At 72.4% G+C, this 22,139-nt stretch carries 20 protein-coding genes; 9 read left to right on the forward strand and 11 right to left on the reverse strand.

Going from position 1 to position 22,139, the window contains the following annotated elements; translation table 11 throughout:
- Nucleotides 1-21 precede the first annotated feature (21 nt).
- On the forward strand, nt 22-558 hold the full coding sequence (locus tag O7598_RS03625; protein ID WP_269690006.1) for a hypothetical protein: 537 nt from the start codon (nt 22-24) through the stop codon (nt 556-558).
- A 130-nt stretch (nt 559-688) separates the two neighbouring features.
- On the opposite strand, the gene O7598_RS03630 is transcribed toward O7598_RS03625, so the two are convergent.
- The 5 genes from O7598_RS03630 to O7598_RS03650 form a co-directional block, all read right to left on the reverse strand.
- A complete protein-coding gene (locus O7598_RS03630) occupies nt 689-1,717 on the reverse strand; it encodes an ABC transporter ATP-binding protein (RefSeq protein ID WP_269690007.1) in 1,029 nt (342 codons plus the stop codon).
- Nucleotides 1,701-2,720, reverse strand: a complete 1,020-nt coding sequence (locus O7598_RS03635; protein WP_269690008.1) for an ABC transporter ATP-binding protein — start codon at nt 2,718-2,720, stop codon at nt 1,701-1,703. The genes O7598_RS03630 and O7598_RS03635 overlap by 17 nt, the downstream gene beginning before the upstream one ends.
- Nucleotides 2,721-2,725: 5 nt before the next feature.
- Nucleotides 2,726-3,682 (reverse strand): ABC transporter permease, encoded by a 957-nt coding sequence (locus O7598_RS03640; RefSeq protein ID WP_269690009.1) that lies wholly within the window; start codon nt 3,680-3,682, stop codon nt 2,726-2,728.
- On the reverse strand, nt 3,675-4,613 hold the full coding sequence (locus O7598_RS03645) for an ABC transporter permease (protein WP_091072116.1): 939 nt from the start codon (nt 4,611-4,613) through the stop codon (nt 3,675-3,677). Before O7598_RS03645 ends, O7598_RS03640 begins: the two co-directional genes overlap by 8 nt.
- A 91-nt stretch (nt 4,614-4,704) precedes the next feature.
- Nucleotides 4,705-6,303, reverse strand: a complete 1,599-nt coding sequence (locus O7598_RS03650) for a peptide ABC transporter substrate-binding protein (protein ID WP_269690010.1) — start codon at nt 6,301-6,303, stop codon at nt 4,705-4,707.
- A 243-nt stretch (nt 6,304-6,546) separates the two neighbouring features.
- On the opposite strand from O7598_RS03650, the gene O7598_RS03655 reads away from it, so the two are divergent.
- Together O7598_RS03655 and mdh are read left to right on the forward strand one after the other, a co-directional pair.
- Complete coding sequence (locus O7598_RS03655; RefSeq protein ID WP_269690011.1) at nt 6,547-7,410, forward strand: bifunctional methylenetetrahydrofolate dehydrogenase/methenyltetrahydrofolate cyclohydrolase; 864 nt, start codon at nt 6,547-6,549, stop codon at nt 7,408-7,410.
- 99 nt (nt 7,411-7,509) lie between these two features.
- Nucleotides 7,510-8,460, forward strand: coding sequence for a malate dehydrogenase (gene mdh / locus O7598_RS03660; RefSeq protein WP_269690012.1), 951 nt, complete (start codon nt 7,510-7,512; stop codon nt 8,458-8,460).
- 152 nt (nt 8,461-8,612) lie between these two features.
- Here the strand turns inward: mdh and O7598_RS03665 are convergent, their stop codons facing one another.
- Nucleotides 8,613-9,404 (reverse strand): MBL fold metallo-hydrolase, encoded by a 792-nt coding sequence (locus O7598_RS03665; protein ID WP_269690013.1) that lies wholly within the window; start codon nt 9,402-9,404, stop codon nt 8,613-8,615.
- A gap of 100 nt (nt 9,405-9,504) precedes the next feature.
- Between O7598_RS03665 and O7598_RS03670 the strand changes: the two genes are divergently transcribed.
- Nucleotides 9,505-10,722 carry an NADP-dependent isocitrate dehydrogenase gene (locus O7598_RS03670; RefSeq protein ID WP_269690014.1) on the forward strand — a complete coding sequence of 406 codons (1,218 nt, stop codon included), beginning with the start codon at nt 9,505-9,507 and terminating at the stop codon, nt 10,720-10,722.
- Between the two features lie 309 nt (nt 10,723-11,031).
- Here the strand turns inward: O7598_RS03670 and galT are convergent, their stop codons facing one another.
- The 4 genes from galT to O7598_RS03690 all read right to left on the reverse strand — a co-directional run bounded on the left by galT (nt 11,032) and on the right by O7598_RS03690 (nt 15,236).
- Entirely contained in the window at nt 11,032-12,105 is a 1,074-nt protein-coding gene (gene galT / locus O7598_RS03675) for a galactose-1-phosphate uridylyltransferase (RefSeq protein ID WP_269690015.1), read from the reverse strand.
- The gene (locus tag O7598_RS03680) at nt 12,102-12,890 is read right to left on the reverse strand and encodes a DeoR/GlpR family DNA-binding transcription regulator (RefSeq protein ID WP_269690016.1); all 789 of its coding nucleotides are present in this window, start codon (nt 12,888-12,890) and stop codon (nt 12,102-12,104) included. Before O7598_RS03680 ends, galT begins: the two co-directional genes overlap by 4 nt.
- A 134-nt stretch (nt 12,891-13,024) precedes the next feature.
- On the reverse strand, nt 13,025-14,554 hold the full coding sequence (cysC, locus tag O7598_RS03685; protein WP_269690017.1) for an adenylyl-sulfate kinase: 1,530 nt from the start codon (nt 14,552-14,554) through the stop codon (nt 13,025-13,027).
- Nucleotides 14,555-14,666: 112 nt separating this feature from the next.
- Nucleotides 14,667-15,236, reverse strand: a complete 570-nt coding sequence (locus tag O7598_RS03690; protein WP_269690018.1) for a DM13 domain-containing protein — start codon at nt 15,234-15,236, stop codon at nt 14,667-14,669.
- Nucleotides 15,237-15,379: 143 nt separating this feature from the next.
- On the opposite strand from O7598_RS03690, the gene O7598_RS03695 reads away from it, so the two are divergent.
- The 5 genes from O7598_RS03695 (at nt 15,380) to O7598_RS03715 (ending at nt 19,433) form a co-directional block, all read left to right on the forward strand.
- Nucleotides 15,380-16,294, forward strand: a complete 915-nt coding sequence (locus O7598_RS03695) for an ABC transporter ATP-binding protein (protein ID WP_269690019.1) — start codon at nt 15,380-15,382, stop codon at nt 16,292-16,294.
- A complete protein-coding gene (locus O7598_RS03700; protein WP_269690020.1) occupies nt 16,287-17,168 on the forward strand; it encodes an ABC transporter permease in 882 nt (293 codons plus the stop codon). Before O7598_RS03695 ends, O7598_RS03700 begins: the two co-directional genes overlap by 8 nt.
- On the forward strand, nt 17,165-18,124 hold the full coding sequence (locus O7598_RS03705; protein WP_269690021.1) for an ABC transporter ATP-binding protein: 960 nt from the start codon (nt 17,165-17,167) through the stop codon (nt 18,122-18,124). The genes O7598_RS03700 and O7598_RS03705 overlap by 4 nt, the downstream gene beginning before the upstream one ends.
- Entirely contained in the window at nt 18,124-18,834 is a 711-nt protein-coding gene (locus O7598_RS03710) for an ABC transporter permease subunit (RefSeq protein WP_269690022.1), read from the forward strand. Before O7598_RS03705 ends, O7598_RS03710 begins: the two co-directional genes overlap by 1 nt.
- A 113-nt stretch (nt 18,835-18,947) precedes the next feature.
- Nucleotides 18,948-19,433, forward strand: coding sequence for a hypothetical protein (locus O7598_RS03715; RefSeq protein WP_269690023.1), 486 nt, complete (start codon nt 18,948-18,950; stop codon nt 19,431-19,433).
- Nucleotides 19,434-19,482: 49 nt separating this feature from the next.
- Here O7598_RS03715 and valS read toward each other — a convergent pair whose 3' ends face one another.
- On the reverse strand, nt 19,483-22,047 hold the full coding sequence (gene valS, locus O7598_RS03720) for a valine--tRNA ligase (protein ID WP_269690024.1): 2,565 nt from the start codon (nt 22,045-22,047) through the stop codon (nt 19,483-19,485).
- Nucleotides 22,048-22,139 lie beyond the last annotated feature (92 nt).

The following is a 22,139-nucleotide window of genomic DNA, read 5'->3' on the forward strand; positions in this document are numbered from 1 at the left end:
ATGAGCCCCGGCAGGTGTGCCATGCGCGTGCGCGACCGGTTGACCGCCGCCGTCGTCACGCTGGCGTTCGTCCTCGTGGCACTCGGCTCGGCTGCCGGTGCGGCCGCCGCCGCGCCGCCGCCCGCCGCCCGGCCCGCCGCCGCACCGGTGTCGGCCGCCGCCGTGCCGTCCGCCGCCGTGCCGTCCGCCGCCGTGCCGTCCGCCGCCGCGCCGGTGTCGGCCACCGTGCCGCCGGCAACGGTGGTGCCCGCCGTCGCGCCGCCCGGCACCGGCTCGCCCGGCGTCGTACCGGTCACCGGCTGCCGGGCCGGGTCGGACCCGGTCGCGGCGGTCCGCGCGTACCCGCAACGGCGGTGCGCGGAGGTCTCCGGCGGATGGTGGGGTGACCGGCGCGGCGGCCTCGCCTACGGCGACGGGCCGGACGGGCCGCTTCCGACGGTGCCCCCGAGCGTGGCCGGCCCGGTCGTGTCGGCGCGGTCCGCGCCCGCGCACCGGCCGCCGGCCCCGCCGCTGCCGCCGCGCGGCGTGCGCGCCGCGCGGGCGCCGCCCACCGCCTGAGCCGCACCGGATTCCGCCGCGTCGACCCGGCGGTTCCGAGGCGGGCCGTCGTCGCCCACGGGGGCGCGCCTCACGCACCCCGTCCGCGTCCCGCGAGGCCTCGTCCCCACTTCCTCCGGGGGACGGGGCCTCAGACGTCCGTGCGCACCTCGGCGAAGTGGCAGGCCGACGGGTGCGGGTCGGCCGCCCGGGGCACCGTCTGCGGGTCCTGGACCGCGCAGACCTCCTCCGCCTTCCAGCACCGGGTCCGGAACCGGCAGCCCGACGGCGGCTCCGCGGGGCTGGGCACGTCGCCGGTGAGCCGGATGACGGTCCGCCGGTCGCGGGCCTCCGGGTCGGGCACCGGCACCGCGGAGAGCAGCGCCTGGGTGTACGGGTGGGTGGCGCGCTGGTAGATCTGCTCCTCGGTGCCGATCTCCACGATCCGGCCCAGGTACATCACCGCCACCCGGTCGCAGATGTGCCGGACCACCGACAGGTCGTGCGCGATGAAGATGTAGGAGAGGCCGAACTCGTCCTGGAGCTGCTCCAGCAGGTTGATCACCTGGGCCTGGATGGAGACGTCCAGGGCCGACACCGGCTCGTCGCAGACGATGATGTCGGGCCGCAGCGCGAGCGCCCGGGCGATGCCGATGCGCTGCCGCTGGCCGCCGGAGAACTGGTGCGGGTACCTGTTGATGTGCTCCGGGTTGAGGCCGACCACGTCCAGCAGCTCCCGCACCCGTTGCCGCCGGCTGCCCTTCGGCGCGGCGTCCGGGTGGATCGCGAACGGCTCGCCGACGATGTCGCCCACGGTCATCCGCGGGTTGAGCGAGGTGTACGGGTCCTGCATCACCATCTGCATGTTCCGCCGCAGCCGGCGCAGTTCCCCGCCGGACGCCTGGAACAGGTCCCGCCCCTCCAGCGTGGCCCGGCCGGACGTCGGCGTCTCCAGCCGCATGAGCAGCCGGGCCAGCGTGGACTTGCCGCAGCCGGACTCGCCGACCACACCGAGCGTCTCGCCACGACGCAGCTCGAAGCTCACCCCGTCGACCGCCCGCACGGCGCCGATCTGCCGCTTGAACAGGACGCCCTGGGTGATCGGGAAGTGCTTGACCAGTTCGTCGACGCCGAGGATGGTCTCGCCCCGGACCTTGGCGGGGCTAGCGGGCACGGTCATCGTGAACCTCCTGCGCGAAGTGGCACGCGCTGGTCCGGCCGTCGCCGAGGACCAGGTCGTGCGGCACCTCGTCCACGCAGACCTGTCGCGCGTAGGGGCAGCGGGGGTGGAACGGGCAGCCGGGCGGGATCCGCATCAGGTTCGGCGGCAGCCCCCGGATGGTCGACAGCGCCTGGCCGCGCACGTCGAGCCGGGGGATCGACTCCAGCAACCCCTTGGTGTACGGGTGGGCGGGCGCCCGGTAGAGCGCGCGTACGTCGGCGTGCTCGATGATCCGGCCCGCGTACATGACCGCGATCCGGTCCGCCACGCCGGCCACCACCCCGAGGTCGTGGGTGATCAGGATCAGCGCCATGCCGAGGTCCCGCCGCAGGTCGGCCAGGAGGTCCATGATCTGGGCCTGCACGGTGACGTCGAGCGCGGTGGTGGGTTCGTCGGCGATCAGCACCTTCGGGTCCAGCGCCAGCGCCATCGCGATCATGACGCGTTGCCGCATCCCGCCGGAGAACTGGTGCGGATAGTCGCCGAGCCGCTTCGCCGCGCCCGGGATCTGGACCAGGTCCATCAGCTCGACGGTGCGTCGGCGCGCGTCGGCGCGAGACAGCCCGGCCCGCTGCCGCAGCGACTCGCCGATCTGCCAGCCGACCGGGAAGACCGGGTTCAACGCGGACAGCGCGTCCTGGAAGATCATCGCGATCTCCGTGCCGCGGACCCGCCGGCGCTCCTCCTCGGACCGGGTGAGTAGGTCCCGCCCCTGGTAGAGGATCTGACCGGAGCGGACGTACGCGGGCGGGGTGTCCAGGATGCCCATGATCGCCTGGGCGGTGACCGACTTGCCGGAGCCCGACTCGCCGAGCACGGCGAGCGTCTCGCCGGCGTCCAGGTGGTAGCTCACCCCGTTGATCACCCGGGCCACGCCCTCGCCGGTGCGGAACTCCACGTGCAGGTTCCGCACCTCCAGCAGGTGCCCGTCGGGCGGGGTGGGGGAGACGGGTGTCGGCATCGGGCTCACCGCAGCTTCGGGTCGAAGGCGTCGCGGACCGCGTCGCCGAGCATGATGAAGGCGAGCACGGTCAGCGCGAGGAACGTCGACGGCACGATCAGCGGCGTAGCCGACTCGCGCATGTGCACCCGGCCCGCGTCGATGTCGATGCCCCAGGAGATGGTCGGCGCTTTCAGCCCGATGCCGAGGAAGCTCAGCGTGGCCTCGGCCGCGATGAACGACCCGAGCGCGATGGTGAGCACCACGATCGCCGGGGCCAGCGCGTTCGGCAGGATGTGCCGCCACATGATCCGGCCGTTGCCGGCGCCGAGCATCCGGGCGGCGGCCACGTAGTCCTGCTCCCGCGCGGTGATCACCGAGGAGCGCACCACCCGGGCCGCGGTGGTCCAGCCGAGCAGCGCCAGCACCAGGATGACCGCGAACAGGCGTACCGTCTCGCCGCTGGTGCTCACCCGCTTGAGCAGCACGATCGCGGCCAGCAGCAGCGGGATGCCGAGCACGATGTCGATCACCCGGGAGAGCACCGCGTCGACCCAGCCGCCGAAGTAGCCGGCGAGCATCCCGACGATCAGCGCGATCACGCCGGTGATCAGCGCCGACAGCGCGCCGACCAGCAGCGAGGCCCGGGCGCCGTAGACCGCCCGGGCGAACGTGTCGCAGCCCTGGAAGTCGTACCCGAAGATGGCCCCGCCGGACGGCCCGGCGTGCTGCCGGGAGAGCACACAGTCGCGCGGGTCGTTCGACGTGAACAGCCCGGGGGCGACGGCCATCGCGGCGACCAGCAGGACCAGCAGCAGGCTGAGCCAGAAGACCGGGTTGCGGCGCAGGTCCCGCCAGGCGTCCCCGGCCAGGCTGCGCGGCCGGTTCGGCTCGCCGGCCCGGTCCGGGGTGCCGGGCTCGCCGGAGACGCCCCGCCGCGCCGACTGGTCCTCGGTCGCCGCCACCGTCTCGAAGTCACTCATAGCGAATCCTCGGGTCGAGTACGGCGTAGAGCACGTCCACCACCAGGTTGGACAGCAGGTAGACCACGACGAGCACGCTGACGATGCCGACCACGAGCGGACCGTCCTCGGTGCGGATGCCGCGGAACAGGTTGAAGCCGACGCCGGGGATGTTGAACACGCCCTCGGTGATGATCGCGCCGCTCATCAGGTTGCCGAGTTCGACGCCGAGGAAGGTGACCACCGGGATGAGCGAGTTGCGGAGCACGTGCACGCCGACGATGCGGCGCCGCACCAGCCCTTTCGACCGGGCGGTCCGCACGTAGTCGGCGCGCAGGTTCTCCGACACCGACGTCCGGGTCAGCCGCAGCGCGGTGGCCAGCGACAGCGAGCCGAGCACGATGCCGGGCAGCAGCAGCGCCCACAGCGAGGGTTGCGCGCCGGCGGTGGGCGGGAAGATCGGCCAGCGTACGCCGAGGAAGTACTGCGCCAGCGGGGCCAGCACGATGGTCGGGATGCCGAGCACCAGCAGCGTGAGCACGAGCGTCGCGTGGTCGAAGACGCCGGCCCGCCGGATGCCGGCGATGACCCCTGCGGTGACCCCGACGAGGATGGTCACGGCCATCGCGATCACTGCGAGTTTCACGGTGACCGGCCAGGCGGCGGCGAGGATGTCGCCGATCTGTCGGCCGGTCAGCGACTGGCCGAGGTCGCCCCGGAGCAGGCCGCCGAGATAGTTGAGGTAGCGGTAGAAGAAACCGCCGACCCCGGTCGCGTCCAGGTGGTACTTCTCGGTCAGGTAGGCGCGTTGGGCCGCGGTGACCGGCCGTTCCCCGGCGAGCGCCTGGATCGGGTCGCCCTGCCCGGCGAACATCAGCGCGTAGACGATCAGCGTGGTCCCGAAGAAGGCGAGGACCATCTGGAGCAGTCGCCGCAGGATGAACCGGAGCATGCTGGCAAGTCTGCCGAAAATGCGCTAAATACGTGCCAATGCCAGAGCCGGGCCACCCGGTGGGGGTGGCCCGGCCCGTGGGTCGGTCAGGTCAGGCGCGTTCGATCTTCAGCAGGTCCACCCGGTCGAAGAGGTCCACGTGGACGTTCTTGACCTTGGTCGAGTGTCCGAAGTTGTTCTGCCCGTACCGCAGCGGGATCACCGGCATGTCCTGCGCGAGCAGGTCCTCCGCCGCCTGGTACTTCTTGACCGCCTCGTCCTCGGTCGCCGCGCGGGCGCCCTCGGCGAGCAGCTTGTCGAACTCCGGGTTGCTGTAGCCGTAGTAGTTCGACGAGCCGTTGGTGCTGTACAGCGGGCCCAGGTAGTTCTCCATGGACGGGTAGTCCATGACCCAGCCCATCCGGAACAGGCCCACCGACTGCTTCTGCTTGAGCTTGGTCAGCAGGTCGGCGAACTTCGGCTCGGCGGTGCCCACGCACTCCACGCCCAGGTTGGCCTTGAGCTGGTTGCAGGTGGCGTCGATCCAGTCCTTGTGGCCGCCGTCGCCGTTGTAGGACAGCTCGATCTTCTTCGGGCCGCCCGCGGCCTCGTACATGGCCTTGGCCTTGGCCGGGTCGAACGAGCCGGCGGTGCCGATGGTGTTCTCCCGGTAGCCCGCGACCACCGGCGAGACGAACGAGCGGGCCGGCTGCTGGGAGTCCTTGAAGATCGACTTGGTGATCTCGTCCCGGTCGATCGCCATCGAGATGGCCTTGCGCACCTCGGGCTTGCTGAACTCCTTCTGGAACGTCGGGAACGCCAGCACCTGGAGCGACGAGGCCGGGCTCTGCTGGAACCGGTCGCCGAGGTCGGTGGCGGCGGTCGACAGGTTCTCGGTCGGGATCGTCTTGATCACGTCGAGGTTGTCCGACAGCACGTCCGCGTACGCGGCGGTCGGCTGCTGGTAGATGCGGAACTCGACGCCGTTCACCTTGGGCTGCTCGCCCGGGAAGGCGTCGTACTTCTCCACCTCGACCCTGGCGTCGTGCTGCCAGTTGCCCTTCATCTTGAACGGGCCCTGACCGATCGGCGCCTGCTCGTAGCCCTCGGCGAGCACGCCCGGCGCGGCGAAGGCCGCCTTGGGCAGCGGGTAGAAGGCGGTGTAGCCGAGCATGGTCTTGAAGTCCACGTACGGCTCGGTGAGCGTCACCGTGAAGGTCAGGTCGTCGACCTTCTTCAGGCCGCTCAGCGTCTTCGCCTTCGGCGTCTCGCCCTGCAGGTCCTGGTAGCCGGCGACCTTCTCGAAGAAGTAGCTGGAGTTCTGGCCGTTCGGTGCGTACGCGCCGTAGTTCCAGGCGTCGAGGTAGTTGTCGGCGGTGACCTTCTCGCCGTTGTGGAACGTGTAGCCGGGCTTCAGCTTGATCGTCCAGGCCTTGTTGTCCGACGAGGTGATCGAGTCGGCCGCCACCTCGTGCGGCTTGTTCGCCTCGTCGTAGTCGACGAGCGGGCTGAACAGGGCCGACAGCACCTGCGAGCCACTGGTCTCGTTGGTGTTGGTCGGCACCAGGTGCTGCGGCTCGGCGATCTCGATCCGCACGGCCGCGTCGGGGTCGCTTGCGCCGCCGCTGCCGCCGCCCGTGCCGCAGGCCGCGAGGCCCAGGGTCACCGCGAGCGGGAGAGCGGTCCAGGCCGCGAGCCTACGAACACGCATGGAGTCTCCTCATCTCCTCACGCTGCGCGGTCGGCCCGACGCTGGGTGACGCTGCGCAACGAGCCGTAACGGTAGGTCGCGGTGCGGCGGATCGACAACGAATGGGTAACGGAGCAGTGACGCATCGTGCCCGAATCTTCCATTTTGAGAGGTGTCTGGTGACCGTCAGTGATGAAGGCCACGCGTCGGCGCGTCCTTGCCGGGCGTCGCGGCTCCTCCGCGCAGACGTGAGACGATCACGTGGTGACGGCGACGATCCTGGACGGCAAGGCCACGGCGGCGGAGATCAAGGACGAACTGCGGGCGCGGGTCAAGGCGCTCGCGGAGCGCGGGATCACGCCGGGCCTCGGCACGGTCCTGGTCGGGGAGGACCCCGGCTCCCAGGCGTACGTCAACGGCAAGCACCGCGACTGCGCCGAGGTCGGCATCGCCTCGCTACGGGTGACGCTGCCCGCCGACGCGAGCCAGGAGCAACTCGACGCGGCGCTCGCCGAGCTGAACGCCGACCCGGCCTGCCACGGCTACATCGTCCAGCTCCCGCTCCCCGCCCACCTGGACACCCAGCGGGCGCTGGAGTCCATCGACCCGGACAAGGACGCCGACGGCCTGCACCCGGTCAACCTGGGCCGGCTCGTGCTCGGCTACGACGCCCCGCTGCCCTGCACCCCGCGCGGCATCGTCGAACTGCTGCGCCGGCACGACGTGCCGCTGCGCGGCGCGAACGTCGCGGTGGTCGGGCGCGGCAACACGGTCGGCCGGCCGCTCGGCCTGCTGCTCACCCGGCGCAGCGAGAACGCCACCGTCACGCTCTGCCACACCGGCACCCTCGACCTCGCCTCGCACACCCGCGCCGCCGATGTGGTCATCGTCGCCGCCGGGGTGCCCGGGCTGCTCACCGCCGACATGGTCACCCCCGGGGCGACAGTGGTGGACGTCGGCATCACCCGGGTCATCGGCGACGACGGCAAGGGGCGCTACACCGGCGACGTCGACCCGGAGGTGGCCGAGGTGGCCGGCAAGGTGGTGCCGATGCCGGGCGGCGTCGGGCCGATGACCCGGGCCATGCTGCTCACCAACGTGGTCGAGCGGGCCGAACGGGACGCCTGACCACCCAGACAGGTCATAACCGTCCGCCCCTCGCCCGTTCGGTGCCAGGATGGCTGATACGGTCCGGGAAACCGACTGGTATCAGGGAGTGGGACGACCATGGGTAAGAAGGTCACTGTCGTCGGGGCCGGCTTCTACGGCTCCACCACCGCACAGCGCCTGGCCGAGTACGACGTCTTCGACACCGTCGTCATCACCGACATCGTGGAGGGCAAGCCGGCGGGCCTCGCCCTCGACCTCAACCAGTCGCGGCCGGTCGAGGGCTTCGAGACCACGATCGTCGGCGTCACCACCGGCCCGAACGGCGAGGGCTACGAGGCCATCGAGGGCTCCGACGTCGTCGTCATCACCGCCGGCCTGCCCCGCAAGCCGGGCATGAGCCGGATGGACCTGCTGGAGACGAACGCCAAGATCGTCCGTCAGGTCGCCGAGAACGTCGCCAAGTACGCCCCGAACGCCGTCGTCATCGTGGTCTCGAACCCGCTCGACGAGATGACCGCGCTCGCCCAGCTCGCCACCCAGTTCCCGAAGAACCGGGTGCTCGGCCAGGCCGGCATGCTCGACACCGCCCGGTTCACCAACTTCGTCGCCGAGGCGCTGAGCGTACCGGTGAAGTCGGTGCGGACCCTGACCCTCGGCTCGCACGGCGACACCATGGTCCCGGTCCCGTCCAAGAGCACGGTGAACGGCAAGCCGCTGCGCGACGTCATGCCGGCCGAGCAGATCGAGGAACTGGTCGTCAAGACCCGCAACGGTGGCGCCGAGGTCGTGGCGCTGCTGAAGACCGGCTCGGCGTACTACGCCCCGTCCGCCGCCGCGGCGCGGATGGCGAAGGCCGTGGCCGAGGACTCCGGCGACGTCATGCCGGTCTGCGCCTGGGTCGACGGCGAGTACGGCATCTCCGGCGTCTACCTGGGCGTCGAGGCCGAGATCGGCGCGCAGGGCGTGAAGCGGGTCGTCGAGACCGACCTGGACGCCGACGAGCTGGCCGCCCTGAAGGAGGCCGCCGAGGCCGTCCGCGCCAAGCAGGCCGACATCTCCTCCCTCTGATCCACCCCGCACCACCCGCTGAAGGGCGGCCGGCGTCCCGCCGGCCGCCCTTCAACGTCCCCGGGCCCCACCCCCCACCTCCACCGCGTCGATCATGAAGTTGGCGGCAGTTCTGGAGATCGAAAACGCCGCCAACTTCATGATCGACGGGTTCAGGCGGGGTGGGGGTGGGGGGTGAAGGGGGCGGTCAGGTGGGGGGTGGCCAGGGTCAGGGGGGAGAAGGCCCGCAGGATCTGCTCGCGGGTTCGGCGGGCTTCGGGCGGGTTCTCCTCGTGGGCGTAGGGCAGCGCCGGGTCGACCAGCTGGATGGCGTGCACCAGGAGGTCGCCGGTGACCAGGAGGCGGTCGTCGCCCTGTTCCACCAGCACGGACTGGTGGCCGGGGGTGTGGCCCGGCGTGCTCAGCACGCGTACCCCGGAGGTCAGGTCCGTGTCGCCGTCGACCACCCGCAGCCGGCCGGCGGCGCGCAACGGCCCCAGCAGCCGGGCCGGCAGCTCCGGGTGGAACAGCTCCAGCGCGGCCAGCTCCGCGCGCTGGACCAGGTGGTCGGCGTTCGCGAAGAGCGGCCCGGCCCAGCCGACGTGGTCGGTGTGCAGGTGGGTGAGGACGACGGTGCGGACGTCCGCCGGGTCGATGCCGGCCGCCGACAGCTCGTCGGGCAGCCGCCCCGGCACCGGCGCCCAGCTCGCGGCGAGCGCGTCCGCCGGGCCGATGCCGGCGTCGACCAGGACGACCGGCCCGTCGCCACGGCGCAGCGCGAACGCGCGGAACGGCAACCACCAGCCGCCGTCCGGCCCGACCGCGTCCGGGTCCCGGCGGTCCGCCTCGCGCCACTGCGCCCGCGTGGCGTCGGGAAAGGCCTGCGCGCGCGGCTGGAAGAAGGAACCCGCACCGTCGAGCAGCGCGGTGATCGTGATAGACCCGAGCGTGTGCGTCAGCGGCATCCGGGAAGGATGCCACCGCGAGGCCGGCTGGGGCGCCCCGGTCGGTTTCCAGTACGCTCGTACTGCTTGAGCACGTGTCCCCCGAGAGGAGCGCCGGCCGATGGCGAAGATCAAGGTAAACAACCCGGTCGTGGAAATCGACGGCGACGAGATGACCCGGATCATCTGGAAGCAGATCCGGGAGCAGCTGATCCTGCCCTACCTCGACGTCGACCTGCACTACTACGACCTGTCGATCCAGTACCGCGACGAGACCGACGACCAGGTCACCGTCGACGCCGCCAACGCCATCAAGGAGCACGGCGTCGGCGTCAAGTGCGCCACCATCACCCCGGACGAGGCCCGGGTGGAGGAGTTCGGCCTGAAGAAGATGTGGCGGTCGCCGAACGGCACCATCCGCAACATCCTCGGCGGCGTGGTCTTCCGCGAGCCGATCATCATGTCGAACGTGCCGCGGCTCGTCCCGGGCTGGACCAAGCCGATCATCATCGGCCGGCACGCGCACGGCGACCAGTACAAGGCCACCGACTTCGTCGTCCCCGGCCCGGGCAAGGTCACCATCACCTACACCCCGGCCGACGGCTCCGCGCCGATGGAGATGGAGGTCGCCAACTTCCCCGGCGGCGGCATCGCCATGGGCATGTACAACTTCGACGAGTCGATCCGGGACTTCGCCCGGGCCTCGTTCCGGTACGGCCTGGACCGCAACTACCCGGTCTACATGTCGACCAAGAACACCATCCTCAAGGCGTACGACGGCCGGTTCAAGGACATCTTCGCCGAGGTGTTCGAGGCCGAGTTCAAGGCCGAGTTCGACGCCGCCGGCCTCACCTACGAGCACCGGCTGATCGACGACATGGTCGCCGCCGCGCTCAAGTGGGAGGGCGGGTACGTCTGGGCCTGCAAGAACTACGACGGTGACGTGCAGTCCGACACCGTCGCGCAGGGCTTCGGCTCGCTCGGCCTGATGACCTCGGTGCTGCTCTCCCCGGACGGCCGTACCGTCGAGGCGGAGGCCGCGCACGGCACGGTGACCCGGCACTACCGGCAGTACCAGAAGGGCGAGAAGACCTCGACCAACCCGATCGCGTCGATCTACGCCTGGACCCGGGGCCTGGCCCACCGGGGCAAGCTGGACGGCACCCCGGCGGTCACCGAGTTCGCGAACACGCTGGAGAAGGTCATCGTGGAGACCGTCGAGGGCGGCCAGATGACCAAGGACCTCGCGCTGCTCATCTCGCGGGACGCCCCGTGGCTGACCACCGACGAGTTCATGAACGCGCTCGACGAGAACCTGGCCCGCAAGCTCGCGGCCTGAAGTAAGGAAGGGCCCCTTCTTAACGCCTCGCGTTGTAGAAGGGGCCCTTCTTAACGCCTCGGGGCGGCGAGCCGGCGTGACGTCGTCCGGTGCGCCGTCGTTGACAGGGTGGACGAGATGCCAGTCGCGTCCAGGAAGGTGGGCCGTGGTCGTACGCCGGCCGGCTGACCTTCGCGGCTGCTGAGCGCAGCCAGCCGTCCCTTCCCTGCGGGGGGTCCTGCCCTGGGCCCCCCGCGCCCCACGCCCGAGTCGCGGTTGTTAACAGGGGGCCCTTCCTCTACCGCAGGCGTTAACAGGGGGCCCCGCCTTTCACACGGCGCGCAGGAGTTCGGCGGCGCGCTCCGGGGCGATGTCGTTGATGAACACGCCCATGCCGGACTCGGAACCGGCCAGGTACTTCAGCTTGTCCTTCGCCCGCCGGATGCTGAACAACTGCAGGTGCAGGTGGCCCAGCTCCCGGTCGACGCGTACCGGCGCCTGGTGCCAGGCCGCGATGTAGGGCATCGGCATGTCGAACAGCCCGTCGAATCGGCGCAGCAGGTCGAGGTAGAGCGGGCCGAAGGCGTCCCGCTCGGCGTCGTCCAGCGCGGGGATGTCCGGCACCGGGCGGTGCGGGGCCACGTGCACCTCGAACGGCCAGCGGGCCGCCGCCGGCACGTACGCGGTCCAGTGCTCGTTGCTGGTCACCACCCGGTCGCCGGCGGCCCGCTCGGCGGCCAGCACGTCGGCGTAGAGGTTGCCCCCGGTGCGCTCGGCGTGCCGCCGGGCGGCGGCCAGCAGGCTCCGGGTCCGCGGCGTCACGAACGGGTACGCGTAGATCTGACCGTGCGGGTGGTTCAACGTCACCCCGATCTCCTCGCCCCGGTTCTCGAACGGGAACACCTGCTCCACGCCGGGCAGCTCGCTCAGCGCGGCGGTGCGGTCGGCGAGCGCGTCCAGCACGGTCCGCACCCGCGACGGGGAGAGGCGCGCGAACGAGGCGTTGTGGTCGTCGGTGAAGCAGACCACCTCGCACCGGCCGAGCCCGGGGCGGACCGGGGTGAACGGCGTGATCTCGGCCGGCTCCTCGGCCACCCGCTGGCTCAGCGACGGGAACCGGTTCTCGAAGACCACCACGTCGTAGTCCGGCGCCGGGATCTCGGTGTGCCGGTCGCCCCGGGACGGGCAGAGCGGGCACTGGTCGGCCGGGGGCAGGAAGGTGCGGGTCTGCCGGTGCACCGCCACCGCCACCCACTCGTCGGTCAGCGGGTCGTGGCGCAGTTGGGAGGCGGGAGGTGGTGGGGGCAGGTCCCGCCGGTCCGGCTGGTCCCGCACCGCGTCGTCCCGCTCGTCGAAGTAGATCAGCTCACGGCCGTCGGCCAGCTCGATCTGCGTACGCTTCACTCCGCCCCCTTCGTCGCCGGCACCGTCACCAGCTCACCCACCCTGTCCTCGAGTACCCGCCGTGCTTCGGGTGTCAACCGGTCGTCGGTGACCAGCACGTCCGCCGCGTCCAGGCCGACGATGGAGGAGATCCCGACCGTGCCCCACTTGGTGTGGTCGGCGAGCACCACCAGGGCGTCGGCGGCCGCCACCAGTGCCCGGTTCGTGTCCGCCTCCATCAGGTTGGGCGTGGTGAACCCGGCCCGCTCGCTGATCCCGTGCACGCCGAGGAAGAGCAAGTCCAGGTGGAGCGCGGCGATCGCGGCCACGGCGAGCGGGCCGACCAGCGCGTCCGACGGGGTGCGGACCCCGCCGGTGAGCACCACGGTCTGGTCGGGTCGACCGCCGACGTGCAGGATCTCGGCCACCGGCAGCGAGTTGGTGACCACCGTCAGGCCGGGCACGTCCACCAGGCGGCGGGCGAGTTCGGCGGTGGTGGTGCCGGCGGAGAGGGCGATCGCGGCGCCGGGGCGGACCAGCCGCGCGGCGTGCTCGGCGATGGCCGACTTCTCGGCGGACTGGCGCACCGACTTGGCCCGGAAGCCGGGTTCGTCGGTCGAGCCGGGCCCGGCCAGCGTCGCCCCGCCGTGCACCTTGGCGAGCAGCCCCTGCTCGTGCAGCGTCTCCAGGTCGCGCCGGATGGTCATGTCGGAGACGCCGAACTCGGCGGCCAGGTCGGTGACCCGGACCCCGCCGGCGGCGCGGACCCGTTCCAGGATGGCCGTCTGCCGCTGTCGCGCCAGCATCCCGCGTCGCCTCCCGAGCGCTCACCGACCGTGCGAACGCGGTCGAACGTGTTCCAACAAAGACGAACACTACCGCGCAGGAGAAGTGGACGCGACGTGGGACGACGATGATCGGCGGCTCGGCGGCTCGGCGGTCAGGCCGGCTGGAGGCGGGGCTCCACCCAGCCGGTCTCGCCGAGGTGCTCCATCACCCGCTGCACCGCCTCCTCGACGGTCAGGTCCGAGGTGTCCACCACCAGGTCGGCGTCGGTGGGCTCCTCGTACGGGTCGTCGATGCCGGTCATCCCGGTGATCAGGCCGGCCCGCGCGCGGGCGTAGAGGCCCTTGCGGTCGCGCTGCTCGCACACCGCCAACGGGGTGGCGACGTGCACCAGCAGGAAGCCGGCCCCGGCCGCCTGGGCCATCTCCCGGGCGGTCGCCCGGGCGGCCGCGTACGGCGCGATCGGGCAGCAGATGCCGACGCCCCGGTGCCGGGCGATCTCGGCGGCCACCCAGCCGATCCGGCGCACGTTGAGATCCCGGTCGGCCTTGCTGAAGCCCAACCCGGCCGACAGCTCCCGCCGCACCACGTCGCCGTCGAGCAGCGTGATGCTCCGGTCGCCCTGCTCCCGCAGCGCGTCCGCGAGACCCCGGGCGATGGTCGACTTGCCCGAGCCGGACAGCCCGGTCAGGAAGATCACCAGGCCGCGGTGCCGTCGAGGCGGGCGGGCCCGGGCCAGTTCCTTGGCCACCGCGGGCGGGGTGTGCCACTCGGGCAGCGGGAAGCCCCGGTCGAGCAGGTCGTCGATCTCCTCCTGGCTGAGCGCCAGCCGGCGGTTGCGCGGCGGGATGTCCTCCCGCCAGCGCCACTGCCCGTCCCGGTTGTCGTACGCCAGCTCCCGGGGCACCAGCACCCGCAGGCCGGCACCGGAGAGCATGCCCTCGGTGGAGAGCAGGTGGCTCACCCCGTAGGCGGCGGCGACCCGGGCCCGCAGCAACGCGTCGCTGATCTCGTCGGGCCGGCGGGCCAGCGGCACCGCCACCAGCGTGGCCGGCGGCATCCGGTCGCGGGCCGCGAACACGCCGCGCACCAGCGCCTCGGCCGGCAGGCCACCCGTCGACTCCTCGCCCACCGGGATCAGCACCAGCAGGTGCGCGCCGAGCGTGCGGGCCGCGTGCGCGATCTGGGCCAGCTGCGGGCGGTGCATCGGGCGGTCGGCGAAGACACCGAGCACCCGGCCCGGTGGCAGCAGCCCGCGCACCTCGTCGGGGCTGCGCCGCAGCCGCTGGAACGGCCCGTGGCCACCGTCGCCCAGCCGGCGTACCGCGCCGCCCACGCCCACCGTGCCCTCGCGGGCCGGCCAGACGTCGGTCACGTCCATGGCCGCCACCGGCGCGCCCTCGCCGTCGGTGAGCACCAGCGCCCGGCGGGCCGGGTCGGCCAGCTCCAGGCCGTCGGCGAGCGCGGCCGGCACCTGCAGCGTCACCGGCACCGGCCACGGCGTGCCGTCGGCGAGCCGACCGCGCCGACCCAGGGCGGCGAGGTCCGCCCGGGTCATGAAGCCGGTCAACGGCGCGTACGCCCCGGTCAGCAACAACTCGAGATCGGCCAGCTCAGCGGGCCTGGGCGCGTACGACGGCGCATCCCGCAGAACATCCTCGGGCAGGATCCACCCGTTGCTCATCGAACCCCCAACTCGCCGGCCGGCACACAGTTTCGCAGCCCACCGGCGATCGGTCGAGAGCGCCACTCCACCTCCCGGCCACCACCCGGTCTCCCCGGGTGTCGCCGACCGCTCAGCCGCCGGCCAGCGCCGCCGCGCCGAACGAGACGGCGAACCGCTCGCACCAGATCGAGACGCTGGTCAGCCCGGCGAGATCGGTTCCGGCGGGAATCGGGTACGCCTGGTCGCCCCGGTTGCCCTTGAGCGGGCCGAGCGCCACGTGCCGACCGTCGTCGAAGACATGCCACCCGGACGGACCGGTCCGAACCGGCTGGTCGGTCAGCCAGACCTGAAGATCCGGACCGTTGGAGGTGTCCAGCCCGACCAGTTCCAGCCGGTGCCGCCCGTCGACGGTACGGACGATCCGGGCGGTGCCGCGGGTGTCGTGCTCGTGGCTGACGAACTCGCCGCTGCCGAGCAGCACCGGGCCGGCCGGCGTCGACGCGGGCGCGGCCGACGGCGACGGACCCGACGGCGGCGGCGCCGGCGTCGCCGCGGACGGCACCGCTGCCAGCTCCTCGTGCACCTCGGTGTCGGTGACCAGCTTCCACGGCTGGAACCAGTAGAGCGCGACCGCCGCGCCGAGCGCGAGGACGGTGACGGCGACCCAGGTCAGCGGGGCGCGCAGGAGACGCATCGGCATGCGTCGAGTCTCCCGGGCGCCGGCCGCGCGGTCACCGGTCCGGCCGCTTACGGAAGCCTTACCGGTGGCGTCCGGGCGGAATCAGGGACATCCCCGAGCGTTTCCCGGTGCAACGGGGAGCCCTCGCTTCCTAGGCTGGCAGCGTGACACTGCTCGCGACCGAGTCGCTGACCAAGACGTACGGAGGACGGGTCACCGCGTTGGCCGACCTCACCGTGTCGGTCGAGCCGGGGATCATCGGGCTGGTCGGCGCCAACGGCGCCGGCAAGTCCACCCTGATCAAGATCCTGCTGGGTCTGCTCCCGCCGACCACCGGCCGGGTGCAGGTGCTCGGCCTCGACCCCACCACCGACCCGGCCGCGGTCCGCGCCCGGGTCGGCTACATGCCCGAGCACGACGCCCTCCCGCCCGACCTCTCCGCCGCCGAGCTGGTCACCCACCTGGGCCGGATGAGCGGGCTGCCGCGCACCGTCGCCCGGGAACGGGCCTCCGAGGCGCTGCGCCACGTCGGCCTGCACGAGGAGCGGCACCGGGCCGTCGGTGGCTACTCCACCGGCATGAAGCAGCGGGTCAAGCTCGCCCAGGCGCTGGTGCACGACCCGGACCTGCTGCTGCTCGACGAGCCCACCAACGGCCTCGACCCGGCCGGCCGGGACGCCATGCTCGCCCTGATCCACCGGATCGGCACCGAGTTCGGCATCTCCGTGGTGGTCTGCTCGCACCTGCTCGGCGAGGTGGAGCGGATCTGCGACACGCTCGTCGCGATCGACGGCGGCCGGCTGCTGCGCGCCGACCGGGTCGCCGCGATGACCACCGCCACCGACGTGCTCGCCGTCGAGGTGAGCGAGGGCACGGACGAGCTGGCCGCCCGGCTGGCCGCGCTCGACCTGCCGGTGTCCCGGGACGGCCGGCTGCTGCTCGTCCCGCTCGCCGACGACCACACCTACGACCTGATCCTCGGCGCGGTCGCCGAGCTGGACCTGCCACTGCACCGGCTGGACCAGCGGCGGCACCGGGTGGCCGAGCTCTTCGCCCCGAGGGAGCCCAGCCATGTCTGAAGCCACCGGCGTCATCCACGACATCGGCTACCAGCGCTACACCGGCCCCCGGCTGGGGCGCCGGCAGGTCTTCGGCGCGCTCTACGGCCACGGTGTGCGTACCGTCTTCGGGCTGGGCCGCAGCGCCAAGGCGAAGATCTTCCCGTGGCTGGTGGTCGCCGTGGTCACCGTGGTCGCCGCCGGGGTGACCGCGGTGCGCAGCCAGATCGGTGAGGTGGTGATGACGTACGCCCAGTTCGCCGACGCGATGAGCTGGCTGGTCATCTTCTTCGTCGCGGTGGCCGCCCCCGAGCTGGTCTCCCGCGACCTGCGCAGCGGCGTGCTGCCGCTCTACTTCTCCCGCCCGCTGCCGCGCGGCGACTACGCGCTGGCCAAGCTGCTGTCCCTGGGCACCGCGCTCTGGCTGCTGCTCGGCGGGCCGCAGCTGGTGATGTTCCTGGGTGCCGCGTTCACCACCTCGCGGGGCATGCGCGGCGTGTGGGACGAGCTGCTCGACCTGCTGCCCGGGCTGCTCTACGCCGGGCTCTGGGCGGTGGTCTTCGCCGCGATCGGCCTGCTGGTCGCGTCGCTCACCGGCAAGCGCGCGTTCGCCGCCGGTGGCATCGTCGCGGTGTTCCTGATGACCGCGCCGGTGGTCGGCGTGCTCTCGATCATGCCCTCCCGGACGGTCAACGAGCTGGCGTTCCTCGCCTCCCCGTCGACGCTCGTCGGCGGCGTGGGCACCTGGGCGCTGGGCGACCGGCTGACCCAGGGGCAGGGCGACGGCATGCCGATCGGCGGCTTCGGGCCGGTCTACGCCGTGGTCGCCGTGCTGCTGGTCGCCGCCTGCGTCAGCCTGCTGCTCCTGCGATACCGGAAGGTGGCCGCCCGATGACGGCGCTGCACACGCAACCGGCGGCCGACGTGCCCGCCGCCACGACCAGCACCCTCGACCTGGCCGGCGTCTCCCGCTGGTACGGCAACGTGGTGGCGGTCAACGACGTCACCATGCGGCTCGGCCCGGGGGTGACCGGCCTGCTCGGCCCGAACGGGGCCGGCAAGACCACGCTGCTGCACATGATGGCCGGCTTCCTCGCCCCGTCGCGGGGCGCGGTGACGCTGGACGGGGAGCCGACCTGGCGCAACCCGGGCGTCTACCGGCGGCTCGGCCTGGTCAGCGAGCGGGAGGCGGTGCACACCTTCCTCAGTGCGTACGAGTTCGTGCTGGCCAGCGCGAAGCTGCACCGGCTGCCCGACCCGGAGGCGGCGGCCCGGCGGGCGATCGACCTGGTCGAGATGCAGGACGCGCAGGGCCGCCGGATCGGCACCTACTCCAAGGGCATGCGGCAGCGCACCCGGGTGGCCGCCGCGCTGGTGCACGACCCGCAGGTGCTGCTGCTCGACGAGCCGTTCAACGGCATGGACCCGCGGCAGCGGCTGCACATGATGGCGCTGCTGCACCGGCTCGGCGACGACGGCCGGACCATCCTGTTCAGCTCGCACATCCTGGAGGAGGTCGAGCAGGTCTCCGGGACGGTCCAGGTGATGGTCGCCGGCCGGTTGGCCGCCTCCGGCGACTACCGCACCATCCGCCGGCTGATGACCAATCGGCCGCACGTGTTCACGGTGCGCTCCACCGACGACCGGGCCCTGGCGGTGGCGCTGATGGCCGAGCCGTCGGTCGGCGGCGTCGAGCTGGGCCGCACCGGCCTGACCGTGAAGGCCGGCGACTACGGCGCCTTCACCCGGGCGTTGCCCAGGATCGCACTCCGCCACGGCATCCGGGTCCGGCAGCTGCTGCCGGAGGACGAGTCGCTGGAGAGCGTCTTCTCGTATCTGGTGGAGGCCTGATGTCGACAGTTACCTGGATCACCGCCCGCGGCCTGTTCGGTCGTAGCCGGTTCCTGATGCTCCTGCCGTTGCCGCTGATCCTGATCGGCCTGGCGGTGCTCTGCCGGTCGCTCGGCGTCGACCCGGGCCAGTGGGGGCCGCCGGTGCTCGTCGGCCTGGGCCTGGCCGTGGTCCTGCCGGTGGTGGCGCTGATCGTGGGCACCGGCGTGCTCGGCGCCGAGATCGACGACGGCACCGTGGTGCACATCCTCACCAAGCCGCTGCCCCGCTGGCAGATCGTGCTGCCGAAGCTGGCGGTGGCGGCCGCGGTCAGCGCGGTCACCGCCGGCATCCCGCTCTACGTCGCGGGCGTGCTGGCCGATTCGGTACGCCTCGGGCTGGCCCTGGTCGCCGCGTCGGCCGCGGGCGCGCTGGCGTACTCGGCGCTGTTCCTGGCGCTCAGCCTGGTGACCCGGCGGCCGGTGCTGCTCGGCCTGGTCTACGTGCTGATCTGGGAGGGTCTGCTCGGCCGGTTCGTCAACGGCACCAAGGTGCTCTCGATCCAGCAGTGGGTGATCGCGCTGGCCGACCGGATGGCGCCCACGTCACTGCTCGGCACCACCGTCTCGGTGCCTGTCGCGGCCGTGCTGACCGCCCTGGTGGCGATCGGTTTCACCGTGCTGGCGATCGACCGCCTCCGGTCGTTCAGCGTGGCCGGCGAGACGAGCTGAGCCGGGCGGGACCCCGGCCCCGTCCGCTCCGGCGACGGGAAAAGGGGTCCCGCCCGACCCCCGTGGTTCTGTTACGTTGCGGCGGCGACAACACCAGACACGGGGAGAACAATTTGCGTTCCGCTCGACACGCCCTGCTGGCTCCGGCCGCGGTGGCGCTGATCATCATGTCCGGCTGCACCACCGACGGTGACGACACCTCGGCGGCCGAGCCCGCCGGATCGTCCGCGCCGGCCGCGTCGACGCCGACCGCGTCGTCGGTGTCACCCGCCCCGGTGGGTCTCGACGACGCCACCAGGACCACCTGCACGGCCGTCGAGAAGGACATCACGGCCGCGCTCAAGGAGGTCGCCAAGGCGGAGAAGATCGGCCCGCCGGCCGGTCACTCCGCGGTGAGCGCGCAATACTCCGCCGGCGCGGCGACCATGTACACGCACGCGTTCACCAGCAGCGACGAGGTCAACGGCGCGGTGAAGGCGGTCGCGACCGAGATGGGCGACCTCGCCGACACCTGGGCCAAGGCGCCGAAGAAGGCGCCCAGCAAGGCGGACCTCACCGCCGCCCAGGCGAAGCTCAGGACGGCCTGCGCGGCCGGTTAGCACGTCGAGGGGCGGCCCGGCACGCACCGGGCCGCCCCGCTCCGTGTGCTCAGAACGCGCAGGCGATGACCAGCTCGGGAGTGCGGTCGGGAAGCAGGTCGAGCTTCGCGATCCGCCCCGCCGCGCGCAGGTCGTCGGCAACGGTGGTGAGCTGGTCCAGCAGGGCCGCCGGCCCGAGCGCCTCGGCCAGCGGCACGTCCGCCTTCATCGACAGCTTCCGCTCCGACTTGGCCCGGCGGACCTGCCCCAGCGCGTCGGCGGCCAACCGCAGCAGCTCCGGGTCGCCGGGCGCGCGCATCGCGCGGCCCACCTCGTAGGTGGTCGGCCACGTCGAGCGGTGCACCGAGCCGTACCGCCACCAGGACCACACCTCCTCGGTGACGAACGGCAGCACCGGGGCGAACAGCCGCAACTGCACCGACAGCGCGGTCGCCAGCGCCGCCCGGGCCGAGTCGGCCGCCGGCCCGGAACCGTAGGCGCGCTCCTTCACCAGCTCGATGTAGTCGTCGCAGAACCGCCAGAAGAACGCCTCCGTCGCCATCAGCGCGGCCGTGTGGTCGTACCCGTCGAAGGCGGCGGTCGCGGTGGCGACCACGCCGGACAGTTCGGCGAGCATCGCGGTGTCCAAGGGGGCCGTGACCGGCGCGCGCAGCGCGTCGGCGGCGCCCAGCCCGAGCGCGAACCGGGACGCGTTGAGCAGCTTGGTGGCCAGCCGGCGACCCACCTTGACCTGGGCCGGGTCGAAGGCCAGGTCCATGCCCGGCTTGCCGTTGGCGGCCCAGTAGCGCACCGCGTCGGAGCCGTGCTGCTCCAGCAGCCCCATCGGGGTCACCACGTTCCCCTTGGACTTCGACATCTTCTTCCGGTCCGGGTCGAGGATCCAGCCGGAGAGCACCGCCGTCCGCCAGGGCAGCACGCCGTGCTCCAGATGGGACCGGACCACGGTGGCGAACAGCCAGGTGCGGATGATGTCGTGGCCCTGCGGGCGCAGGTCCATCGGGAAGACCCGGCGGTGCAGGTCCGGGTCGGTCTCCCAGCCGCCGACGATCTGCGGGGTCAACGACGACGTGGCCCAGGTGTCCAGCACGTCCGGATCCCCGGTGAAACCGCCCGGGACGCCGCGCTGCGCCTCCCGGTAGCCGGGTGGCGGCTCGCTGGTGGGATCGATCGGCAGCGTCGCCTCGTCCGGTGTGAGAGGGTGGGCCCGGTCCGGTTCGCCAGCGTCGTCGAGCCGGTACCACACCGGCACCGGCACGCCGAAGAACCGCTGCCGGCTGACCAGCCAGTCACCGGTGAGGCCGCCCACCCAGTGCTCGTAGCGGTGCCGCATGTGCTCCGGCACCCAGCGCAGCTCGCGGCCCCGGGCCAGCAACTCCTCGCGCAGGTCGGCGTCCCGGCCGCCGTTGCGCAGATACCACTGCCGGGTCGACACGATCTCCAACGGCCGGTCACCGCGCTCGTAGAACTTCACCGGGTGGGTGATCGGGCGCGGCTCGCCGACCAGGGCACCCGCGTCGCCCAGCAGCTCCACGAGCGTCCGCCGGGCGCCGTTGACCGTCTGCCCGGCGAGCGCCGCGTAGGGCCCCGCCGGCACGCCGGCCGGCGGCTCCGGCAGCAACCGGCCGTCCCGGCCGATCACCACCCGGGTGTCCAGCCGCAGCTCCCGCCACCAGGTCACGTCCGTCAGGTCACCGAACGTGCAGACCATCGCGATGCCCGTGCCCTTGGCCGGGTCCGCCAGCGGGTGCGCGCGCACCGGCACCTCCACCCCGAGGACCGGGGTACGCACGGATGCGCCGACCAGGTCGGCGTACCGGTCGTCGTCCGGGTGGCAGACCAGTGCCACGCAGGCCGGCAGCAGCTCCGGCCGGGTGGTGTCGATCAGCACCTCGCGCCCGCCCGGACCGGTGAACCGCAGCCGGTGGTAGGCGCCCGGCCGCTCCCGGTCCTCCAGCTCCGCCTGGGCCACCGCGGTGCCGAAGCCCACGTCCCAGAGCGTCGGCGCCTCCGCCTGGTAGGCCTCGCCCCGGGCGAGGTTGCGCAGGAACGCGCGCTGGCTGGCGGCGCGGGCCGCCCGCCCGATCGTGGTGTAGGTCAGTGACCAGTCCACCGACAGGCCGAGCCGGCGCCACAGCGCCTCGAACACCTTCTCGTCCTGCACGGTCAGCGTCTCGCACAGCTCGATGAAGTTGCGCCGGGAGATCGCCGTCGGGTTCTTCCGGGCGTCGTCGCCCACCGGGGCGGCCGGCGGTCGCCAGTCCCTGTCGTACGGCAGCGCCGGGTCGGGCCGCACCCCGTAGACGTTCTGCACCCGGCGTTCGGTGGGCAGCCCGTTGTCGTCCCAGCCCATCGGGTAGAACACGGTCCGCCCGCGCATCCGCTGGAACCGGGCCACCGTGTCGGTGTGCGTGTAGGAGAAGACGTGCCCCATGTGCAGCTCGCCCGACACGGTCGGCGGCGGGGTGTCGATGGAGTAGACGTCCGAGCGTTCCTTCGAACGGTCGAACGCGTACGTGCCGTCGGACTGCCAGCGGCGGGCCCAGGTCTCTTCGAGGCCGTCCAGGCTCGGGCGCTCGGGGACCCCGGCGCGGGCCGTCCTCGTCGTGTCGGTCATCTGCCGATGGTAGGCAGGCCGACCGGGCCGCTCCACGGCTTTCCGGCGGTCGGGGGACAGCGGGCCGGTGCCGGGGTGTGACAGCATCTGCC

Source organism: Micromonospora sp. WMMC241, from assembly GCF_027460165.1.
In the GTDB taxonomy this organism is placed as follows: Bacteria; Actinomycetota; Actinomycetes; order Mycobacteriales; family Micromonosporaceae; genus Micromonospora; species Micromonospora humi.